Origin of the sequence: Bradyrhizobium sp. PRIMUS42 (assembly GCF_023006515.1) — a bacterium.
Classification (GTDB): Bacteria; Pseudomonadota; Alphaproteobacteria; order Rhizobiales; family Xanthobacteraceae; genus Bradyrhizobium.
The window spans coordinates 1-9,449 of record NZ_JALBGZ010000186.1; the positions used below are offsets into that span (position 1 = coordinate 1).

General features: G+C 64.2%; 9 protein-coding genes. 6 read left to right on the top strand and 3 right to left on the bottom strand.

Annotated elements, in window-relative coordinates; genetic code table 11:
* From MOV75_RS16180 to MOV75_RS16200, 5 genes are all read left to right on the top strand, one after another.
* Positions 1 to 400: helix-turn-helix transcriptional regulator (locus MOV75_RS16180; RefSeq protein WP_247006174.1), on the top strand; the 400-nt coding region annotated here is incomplete at its 5' end.
* A gap of 113 nt (positions 401 to 513) precedes the next feature.
* A complete protein-coding gene (locus tag MOV75_RS16185) occupies positions 514 to 1,632 on the top strand; it encodes a helix-turn-helix transcriptional regulator (protein WP_246926024.1) in 1,119 nt (372 codons plus the stop codon).
* 251 nt (positions 1,633 to 1,883) lie between these two features.
* Positions 1,884 to 2,120: a hypothetical protein gene (locus MOV75_RS16190; protein WP_246926023.1), complete on the top strand. Its 237-nt coding sequence runs from the start codon at positions 1,884 to 1,886 to the stop codon at positions 2,118 to 2,120.
* The gene (locus MOV75_RS16195) at positions 2,074 to 2,292 is read left to right on the top strand and encodes a hypothetical protein (RefSeq protein WP_246926020.1); all 219 of its coding nucleotides are present in this window, start codon (positions 2,074 to 2,076) and stop codon (positions 2,290 to 2,292) included. Before MOV75_RS16190 ends, MOV75_RS16195 begins: the two co-directional genes overlap by 47 nt.
* 14 nt (positions 2,293 to 2,306) lie before the next feature.
* Positions 2,307 to 3,035, top strand: coding sequence for a sulfite exporter TauE/SafE family protein (locus MOV75_RS16200; RefSeq protein ID WP_246926019.1), 729 nt, complete (start codon positions 2,307 to 2,309; stop codon positions 3,033 to 3,035).
* On the opposite strand, the gene MOV75_RS16205 is transcribed toward MOV75_RS16200, so the two are convergent.
* On the bottom strand, positions 3,032 to 6,232 hold the full coding sequence (locus tag MOV75_RS16205; protein ID WP_246926017.1) for an efflux RND transporter permease subunit: 3,201 nt from the start codon (positions 6,230 to 6,232) through the stop codon (positions 3,032 to 3,034). The genes MOV75_RS16200 and MOV75_RS16205 overlap by 4 nt on opposite strands.
* A 148-nt stretch (positions 6,233 to 6,380) precedes the next feature.
* Entirely contained in the window at positions 6,381 to 7,625 is a 1,245-nt protein-coding gene (locus MOV75_RS16210) for an efflux RND transporter periplasmic adaptor subunit (RefSeq protein ID WP_246926016.1), read from the bottom strand.
* 199 nt (positions 7,626 to 7,824) lie between these two features.
* On the opposite strand from MOV75_RS16210, the gene MOV75_RS16215 reads away from it, so the two are divergent.
* Positions 7,825 to 8,430 carry a TetR/AcrR family transcriptional regulator gene (locus MOV75_RS16215; protein ID WP_246926015.1) on the top strand — a complete coding sequence of 202 codons (606 nt, stop codon included), beginning with the start codon at positions 7,825 to 7,827 and terminating at the stop codon, positions 8,428 to 8,430.
* 4 nt (positions 8,431 to 8,434) lie between these two features.
* Here MOV75_RS16215 and MOV75_RS16220 read toward each other — a convergent pair.
* The coding region (locus tag MOV75_RS16220; RefSeq protein ID WP_247006176.1) for an amidase family protein at positions 8,435 to 9,449 on the bottom strand (1,015 nt) is incomplete at its 5' end.

Genomic DNA, 9,449 nt, shown 5'->3' on the forward strand with positions numbered 1-9,449 from the left:
CGACGGTGCGCTGCTTGCCGCAAGCGGCCATGCTGTGCCGCTGCTGTCACCCACGGGCGAGCGTTACGTCGCTCATCTGCTGCCGTTGTCCTCTCTGCTGCGCAACAGCAGCGAGCGCGTGGTCGATGCCGCCGGTGCGCTGCTTGTGCGCAAGGTGTCGCTCGATGGACGGTTTTGTGGCGAATTGATCGCGCGGACGTTCGATCTGACGCCGGCGGAGCTCCGCGTGTTCCTGTCGATCGTCGAAGTCGGCGGTGTCCCGGAGACGGCGGCAGCGCTCGGCATAGCAGAAACGACGGTGAAGACGCATCTGCATCGCGTCTTCGCCAAGACCGGCGTCGGCCGGCAGGCCGATCTCGTCAAGCTCGCGGCGGGATTTGCCAATCCGCTCGTCCATTGACCGGCAAATCGCTGTCGGCGTTGAACCTTTTGCTTCCGCAATAGACTCACAGAAGCCGCCGGGCATGAAGAACATTCCGCAAATCTCCAGGCTTGACATCATTGGCTGTTCCGATGCCCCGACCTCCAGGTCATTCCGAGCTGATCGAGAGTATCTATGATGCGGGACTCCACCCTGAGTTGTGGCGTGACGTCGTCGTCATGCTCAATGCGTTCATCGGCAGCCAGGCCTGTGGCTTGATTTCGAAGGATACGGTCAGCAAGTCCGGCGCGACGCACTATTATTGTGGGGTTGATCCGCATTACATCCAGCTCTACTCCGAAACCTACGCGCGGTACGATCCGCTCGCCCGGCTTCCCGGGTATGGCGAGGTGCGCAACATTCCCGACCTCGTGAATTTCGACGAGTACCGCCGCGGCCGTTTCTATCAGGAATGGTTGCGTCCCCAGGGCTGTGTCGACGTCGCCAACGTGGTGCTGGAGCAATCGAAGTCGCCGTGTCCGATGCTGCTGACCGTCATTCCGGGCAGGGACATGCTCGACGACGAGCAGCGCGCGCGAATGCAGTCCCTCGTCCCGCATGCGAGCCGGGCTCTGATGATCAACCGCGCGATCGAGCGGAAGCAGCAACGCGCGACCGCGCTGGCCGACGTCGTGGACCGCCTGAACGCCGGCGTCATCCTGCTCGATTCAACCTGCCGGATCGTCCACAGCAATTCGGCCGCGGAGACGATCCTGGCCGCCGACGATGTTCTACGCTCCATCTCGGGTCGGCTGGTGACGAGATCTTCCGAGGCTAACCTCGCCCTGCGCAATATCTTCCGTGATCCGGGAGAGGTTGCCGTGGCGGCGGCAGACGGTCGAAAGATCCCTCTGACGTCGCATGACGGATCGCACTACGTCGCACACGTGATCGCGCTGCCCTCGCTGCTGCGCGATGGTGCGACGGAGCGCACGGCGGCCGTCGGGGCCTTGCTTGTCTGGAAAGCGGAACTCGACAGTCGCTCATGTGCAGGCCTGATCGACCGCACGTTCGAATTGACGCCTGCGGAACTGCGTGTCCTGCAGTCGATCGTCGAGGTCGGCGGTGTGCCGGAGACCGCGGCTGCGCTGGGGATCGCCGAGACGACGGTGAAGACGCATCTGCATCGTGTCTTCGCCAAGACCGGCGTTTCCCGTCAGGCCGATCTCGTCAAGCTTGCGGCGGGATTCTCCAATCCGCTTCTGCACTGACGCGCACGCGCGTTGCGGACCGATCGCTGCAGCTCGGGGCCAGGTTCAAACATAGACATCATCAGAAAGTTATCGCGCGTCATTCGATCGAATGACGCGATTTTCTGCATTCTCTTCTAGAGACACGTCACACGAATACTTGTTCGGCGTATCGGAGTTTTTGTGAAGCAACTCACAGCAGGCTGGAGTGAATCTCATCATTCTCTCGTACAGGTTGAGAGGAGATCGTCGTGCGAAGGACGTCGCTTGCTATGGCCGACAAGTTCCGTGACATCGTCGCTCGCGTCGGCGCTGTGCTTCGCGAGCAGCGCAAGATCGACGCGCGGCGCGCATTGCAGCGTTATCACCATCTGCTGGCTAAGCCGGACGAAACATTGCCTTTGAACGAAATCATTCCGGCCGGCAAGGAAGAGGATGTTTCAGGAAATGCCTACGGATCTGATGCGCGCGAGCGCGACGCCGGCCAAGCTGCGTTCGAGCGCGCGTAATTTCAACATCGTCGCGATCGTGCTGACCGCGGCGCTCGTCGCTCTTCAGCTGGTCGGACTGGCGCTTCTGGAACGATCTCACGCCCTCGCGATGCACGTGTCGTTTCCGCGTGAGGCGGCCGTCTGCACCGAGAGCCCCGATTCTGTTGTCCCGCAGATCCCCTACGATTGACCGGAGGACGATCCGTGCCCGATGTTACGACTCTGATTCTGCTTAGCGTTGCCGTATTCGCCGGCGCCTTCGTTTCGGGGCTCTCCGGTTTCGCGTTCTCCGCCGTGGCGGGCGCGATCCTGCTTCGGGTGTTTCAGCCCCTGGAGGCCGTGCCGCTGATGATGGCGTGCAGCATCGGCGTGCAGGCAACCAATCTGTGGGCGCTCCGGCGCAGCATCCGCTGGGAGGGCAGTCTCCTGCTGATCGTCGGCGGATTGATCGGCGTACCCATCGCGGTGTCGCTGTTGCAGAGCGCGGATACGCATCTGCTCAGGCGCGGCTTCGGCATCGTCGTCGCGCTCTATGCGGCCTACATGCTGCTGCGCCCGACACTGGTGACTGCCGGTGAGACGGTGGGCCGGCACTGGGTCGCGCTGATCGGGTTCGGAGGTGGGCTCGTCGGCGGGCTGACGGCGATGCCGGGTGCAATCCCGACGATCTGGTGTGACATGCGCGGCATGCCCAAGAGCGAGCAGCGCGGCCTGGTGCAGCCTTTCATCGCCGCCATGCAGGTCTTTGCGATCGTCCTGCTGGTCGGACATCAGGACCTGTCGTCAAGAGTCTTCGTGGATCTCGCGGTCAGCCTGCCGGCGCTGTTTGCCGGATCAGTGCTCGGCGTGATCGCCTTCCACCGCGTCAACGAGACGGTCTTTCGCAAGACCGTGCTCGTTCTGTTGCTGCTCTCGGGGATTTCCCTGGTCTAGTGCCCAGGGTTGGCGACTGAACCTTGAACCGGCGCCACGCCGACGTCGCTGCCGTGATGCACCAGCGGTTTGTTGCCGGTGACGGTCCGCAGCAGCACATAGAACACCGGCGTCAGGAACAGGCCGAACACGGTGACGCCGATCATGCCGGAGAACACCGCAACACCCATGGCGCGCCGCATCTCCGAGCCCGCACCAGTCGAGAGCACCAGCGGCAGCACGCCCATGATGAACGCCATCGACGTCATCAGGATCGGGCGCAGCCTTAAGCGGCTCGCCTCGATCGCGGCCCGGATCGGCGTCCGTCCTGCGAATTCGAGCTCGCGCGCGAATTCGACGATCAGGATCGCGTTCTTGGCGGAGAGTCCCACGAGGACGATAAGCCCGATCTGGGTGAAGACGTTGTTGTCTCCCTTGGAGATCCAGACGCCGAACATCGCAGCGAGCAGGCCCATCGGCACGATCATGATGATCGAGAGCGGCAGTGTCAGGCTCTCATAGAGCGCGGCCAGCACCAGGAACACCAGGAGGATCGCCAGCGGGAACACCCAGAGGCCGGAATTGCCGGCGATGAACTCCTGATAGGTCAGGTCGGTCCATTCGAAGGCAAAGCCGGGCGGGAGCACCTCCACCGCAATCCGCGTCGCCGCCTCCTGCGCCTGGCCCGACGAAAAGCCAGGTGCCGCTGCCGCGTTGATGTCGGACGAGAGGAACCCGTTGTAGCGGATCGCGCGCTCCGGCCCCGCACTCTGGCGGATAGTGAGCAGCGCCGACAACGGCACCATGTCTCCGGAAGACGAGCGCACCTTCAACTGCCTGATGTCGTCGGCACGGGCGCGGAACGGCGCGTCAGCCTGGACGCGGACGGAATAGGTGCGGCCAAACTTGTTGAAGTCGTTGACGTAGTAGGACCCCAGGTAAATCTGAAGCGTGTTGAACACCTCCGGCACGGGCACGCCAAGCTGCAGCGCCTTGGTGCGATCGATGTCGGCGAACAGCTGGGGCACGTTAACCTGGAAGCTCGAGAACACGCCGGCGATCTCCGGCGCCTTCTGCATCGCCGCCATGAACGCTTTGGTCGCCTCGTTCAGCGCCTCATAGCCGAGACCGGCGCGGTCCTCGATCTGCAGCTTGAAGCCGCCGATGGTGCCGAGGCCGTTGACCGGCGGCGGCGGGAACATGGCGATGAAGGCTTCCTGGATGCCGGCATATTTCTTGTTCAGGTCGGCCGCAATTGCGTTCCCGCTCAGGGCCGCATCCTTGCGCTCGTCGAACGGTTTCAATGTCGAGAACACGATGCCGGCGTTGGACGAGTTGGTGAAGCCGGAGATCGACAGGCCGGGGAAGGCGACAGAACTCTCGACGCCGGGCTGGGTCAGGGCGATGTCGCTCATCTTGCGGATGACGTCTTCGCTACGGTCGAGCGTGGCACCATCGGGCAGGCGGGCGAAGCCAACCAGATATTGCTTGTCCTGGCCCGGCACGAAGCCGCTCGGCACCTGCTGGAACAGGAGGGCGGTGAGGCCGACCAGCACCGCGTAGAGGCCCATCACCGCGGCCTTGCCCGAGATCACCCTGGTGACGCTGCCGCCGTAATTCTCCGAGGAGCGCGTAAAAGCCTTGTTGAAGCCGCGGAAGAACCAGCCAAGGCCCTTTTCCATGATGAGCGTTAGCCTGTCCTTCGGCTCGTTGTGTCCCCTAAGCAGCAGCGCCGACAGCGCCGGCGACAGCGTCAGCGAGTTGACGGCCGAGATCACGGTCGAGATCGCGATCGTCAGCGCAAACTGCTTGTAGAACTGCCCGGTGAGGCCGGAGATGAAGGCGAGCGGCACGAACACGGCGATCAGCACCATGGCGATCGCGATGATCGGCCCCGAGACCTCGCGCATCGCCTGATAGGTGGCATCACGCGGCGACAGCCCGGCCTCGATGTTGCGCTCGACGTTCTCGACCACGACGATGGCGTCGTCGACGACGATGCCGATCGCGAGCACGAGGCCAAACAGGCTGAGCGCATTGATGGAGAAGCCGAACACGTGCATCACGGCAAACGTGCCGACGATCGACACCGGCACGGCCAGCAGCGGGATGATCGAGGCGCGCCAGGTCTGCAGGAACAGGATCACCACCAGCACCACCAGCGCGATCGCCTCGAGCAGCGTGTGGATCACCGCCTCGATCGAGGAGCGCACGAACTGGGTGGGATCGTAGACGATCTGGTAGGACACGCCCTCGGGCATGTTCTTCTTGATCTCCGCCATGGTGGCGCGGACATTGTCGGAGATCTGCAGCGCGTTGGAGCCGGGCGCCTGGAAGATCGGGATCGCCACCGCCTGCTTGTTGTCGAGCAGCGAGCGCAGGCCGTATTCGGAGGCGCCCAACTCGATGCGCGCGACATCGCGCAGCCGCACCACTTCGCCGCGCGCGCCGGTCTTGACCACGATGTCGCCGAACTGGTCCTCGTTCGCAAGCCGGCCTTCGGCGTTGACGGAGAGCTGGAGATCGATGCCCGCAACGTTCGGGGAGGAGCCGACCACGCCGGCGGCGGCCTCGACGTTCTGCGCCTGGATCGCCCGCACGATGTCGCTCGCGGTCAGTCCATGTTCGGCGGCCTTCTGCGGATCGACCCAGACCCGCATCGAATAGTCGCCGGCGCCATAGAGCTGCACGTCGCCGACGCCGTCGATCCGCGCCAGCCGATCCTTGACGTTGAGCACGGCGTAGTTGCGCAAATACGTCATGTCGTAGCGGCCGTTCGGCGACAGCAGGTGAACGACCATGGTGAGATCGGGCGAGGACTTCTTGGTGATGATGCCGAGCTGGCGCACCACGGCGGGGAGGCGCGGCTCGGCCTGCTGCACGCGGTTCTGCACCAGCTGGGTCGCCTTGTCAGGGTCGGTGCCGAGCCGGAACGTCACTGTCAGCGTCATGGCGCCGTCGGTGGTCGCCTGGCTCGACATGTAGAGCATGTTCTCGACGCCGTTGATCTGCTCTTCGATTGGCGTTGCCACCGTCTCCGCGATCACCTTGGGATTGGCGCCGGGATAGGTGGCGCGGACCACGACGGACGGCGGCACTACGTCGGGATATTCCGAGATCGGCATCGCGAACAGCGAGATCAGGCCGGCAAGGAAGATCAGGACCGAGAGAACGCCTGCAAAAATCGGACGATCAATGAAGAACTTTGAGAGATTCATGGCTTTGCCCCTGCGCGAGAGACAGCTCTCCCGTCATTCCGGGGCGTGGGCGAAGCCCGTGAACCCGGAATCCAGAAGTGATGTCTTGGTGTTCTATGATTGCGTCACTCCGGGGTCGTGCTGCCCGCGCGCCCCGGAATGACGTGGCTTAGCGTTGCACCACATCCTGGTTGCTGTGGTTGGAAGCCGCTTGCTGCCCACGCGCACCCATTGCGGCGACCTCCGTCTTGAGCAGGGCGCCCGGACGCACACGCTGCAGGCCGTTGACGACGATGCGGTCGCCTGACTTCAGGCCGTCAGTCACGATGCGCAATCCGTCCACGGCGCCGCCGAGCGTGACCGGCCGGTAAACCGCCCGGCTGTCGTCACCGACCGCCATCACGAACTTCTTGTCCTGATCGGTGCCGATCGCGCGCTCATCGATCATCACCAGCGACTGCTGCTTCGGCTGACCCATGCGCACGCGGGCGAACTGGCCGGGGATGAGACGCCCGTCCTCGTTCTGGAAGACCGCGCGGACACGGATCGTGCCGCTCTGGCCGTTGACCTGGTTGTCGATCAGTTGGATGTGGCCTTTCGCCGAGAGACCGCCGGAGGTCGTCATCTCCACTGGAATCTGGTCGAGCTTGCCGCGCTGCCCTGTGGCGTCCGCGATCGAGTTCAGCGCACGCAGCACGACCTCCTCATCTGCATCGAACGACGCATAGATCGGATTGACCGAGACCAGCGAGGTCAGCACCGGGGAGGCGGTGCCGGCAGCGACGAGATTGCCGACGGTGACCTCGATCTTGCCGACGCGGCCGTCCACGGGCGCGCGCACCTCGGTGTAGTCGAGGTTGAGCTTTGCAGTCTGGAGCGTCGCCTCGGCCGCCTTCACGTTGGCGATCGCTTCGCGGTTGGCGTTCTCGCGCTGATCGAAATCGCGGCGTGTCACGACGGCGTTGCCGACGAGTTGCGCGCCGCGTTCGACCTCGCTGGTGGTGAATACCACGCGCGCCTTCGCCGCCTCGAGCTGGGCGTTGGCCTTGTCGACCTCTGCCGCGTAAGGCGCCGGGTCGATCTTGAACAGGACGTCGCCGGCCTTCACCAGCGCGCCTTCAGTGAACTTGGTTGCTAGGATCGCGCCGGCGACGCGAGGGCGGAGCTCGACGCGGTTGATGGCTTCCAATCGGCCGGAGAAGTCGTCCCACAGTACAGTTTGCCGCGGCTCGATCATGGCGACGGTGACGGGCACCGCCTGTTCAGCCGCGGCGGCCGTTGCGGTTGCCTGGGCCGGCCGAAAATAGTGGCTGGCCGCGATCGTACCGGCCACGGCAAGGACGCCGATGATGGCGACGCCGCCGAGGAGGCGGCGAAGGCGGCCGGCATTGGAGGTATTTTGAGTGGGGTGCATTTGCGCGCTCCAGATATGTAGTGTTCACTACAGATGTGGAGCTGGATATCGCAATGCAAGATACTTATGTATCATTCGCTAAGAAAATTGTACGCCGATACCGCGACAATGGGAAGGCACAAGAAAAAGAAAGCCAGAACAAATAGATAGGATCCGGCGTTAGCTGGATATGGGACGCCGATTCCGAGGAGACAGGCACATGGGCATGGGACGCCCCCGCGAATTCGATGCCGAGATGGCGTTGGACCAGGCGATGGAAGTGTTTTGGCGCCATGGCTATGAAGGCGCCACTATCGCGCAGCTGACCGAGGCCATGGGCATCAATCCCCCGAGCCTCTATGCCTGTTTCGGCAACAAGGAAGGCCTGCTCAAAGCCGCGCTCGATCGCTACAGCAAGCTGCGCGGTGTCTGGATGGACGAGGTGGTCGCCGCACCGACCGCCCGCGACGTCGCCGAGCGGATGCTGATGGGCATCGCCGACAAGCAGACTGATCCTGCCAATCCGCCCGGTTGCCTGCTCGTGCAGGGCGGCATCGCCTGTGGCACCGGCTCCGAGAACGTCCCGTTCGAGCTCGCCGCCCGCCGCGCGGAGAACGAAGACCAGCTCCGCGACCGCTTCATCCGAGCCAAGGCCGAAGGCGATCTGAAGCCGAGCTCCGATCCCGCCGCGCTCGCGCGTTATGTCTTGGCCGTGTCAGTCGGCATGGGCGTCATGGCGTCATCCGGCGCGGATCGCGAAGCGCTGCGGCAAGTGGCGAGCGTGGCGGTGGAGGCGGTCGAGGCGCAGTCGGCCAACAGAACTTAGTCGATCATCTCGCGGAGTGCATTGCAGCTAGCCGCGGCGGCGGGACGAAGCCGCCGAACTCGCGTTCGATCAGCCCGGCGAGTGCAATCGTCGTCCGGTCCTCCAGGTACGGCCCGATGATCTGGACGCCAATCGGCAGACCCGAACGCGTGCGCTCGATCGGAACGGCAGTCGCAGGGAGTCCGCAGGTCGAGGCGGGATCGGCCCAGATGAAGCAAGCATCGGCGTAATTGTAGAGCTTGCCGTCGATGTCGAGCTGTCGCGCGTCGAACGGTTCGGACTGGTCCTGCGGAAAGGCCGGCACCGCTGCGCACGGGTAGATCACCGCGTCGAACTCGCGGAACAACTGATACCACTTCTGTTGCAGTTGCAGGCGGGCCGCGTCAGTCGCGAGCCATTCGCGATGGAGCATCCCCCAGCCGCGGGCGCGCTCGGCCTGCAGGCTGTTGTCGTTGGGCACCAGTGCTGCGGCAACTTCTTGCGCCTCCGCGAGCGCGGCCGGTGTCAGGCGCGGACTCCGCGCTCCGTTCAACAGTTTCATGTAGAGCCGCGCGGAGTCGGCGAGATCGGGCAGCGACGTGCTGTCGCGCGCGACCCGTGCGCCCGATCTGTCGAGCCGGTCGGCCAATCGCCCAATGGCAGAACGTACGGCGTCACCCGTCGGCATCCGCGGATGGGTATCGATCACGAGGATCCTGAAATCCCTGAGATTGTCATGCCGCGGGGCGGGCAGCTCAAGGCGATAGCCGATCCCCTCGCGCGTCTCGTCGGGGCCGGCGATCACGTCGAGCGCCAGCGCAAGGTCCGAAGCCGTGCGCGTCATCGGCCCGACGACAGCGAGATCACCCTGGCCGGGAACGGGTGGTGCCGGCGGCAGACCGTATCCGCGCAGTGGCACCAGGCTGAGACTCGGCTTGTGTCCGAACACACCGCAGAAATGCGCAGGCACGCGGATCGAGCCGCCGATATCCGAGCCGACCGAGAGCGGACCGAAGCCCGCGGCCAGCGCCGCGCCCGAT

Bases quoted from the DNA above. Each gene is read 5' to 3' on its own strand.
- MOV75_RS16185 (WP_246926024.1), top strand. From the start codon at position 514: ATGCCCCGACCTCCAGGTCATTCCGAGCTGATCGAGAGTATCTATGAT.
- MOV75_RS16190 (WP_246926023.1), top strand. From the start codon at position 1,884: ATGGCCGACAAGTTCCGTGACATCGTCGCTCGCGTCGGCGCTGTGCTT.
- MOV75_RS16195 (WP_246926020.1), top strand. From the start codon at position 2,074: ATGCGCGCGAGCGCGACGCCGGCCAAGCTGCGTTCGAGCGCGCGTAAT.
- MOV75_RS16205 (WP_246926017.1), bottom strand. From the start codon at position 6,232: ATGAATCTCTCAAAGTTCTTCATTGATCGTCCGATTTTTGCAGGCGTT.
- MOV75_RS16210 (WP_246926016.1), bottom strand. From the start codon at position 7,625: ATGCACCCCACTCAAAATACCTCCAATGCCGGCCGCCTTCGCCGCCTC.
- MOV75_RS16215 (WP_246926015.1), top strand. From the start codon at position 7,825: ATGGGCATGGGACGCCCCCGCGAATTCGATGCCGAGATGGCGTTGGAC.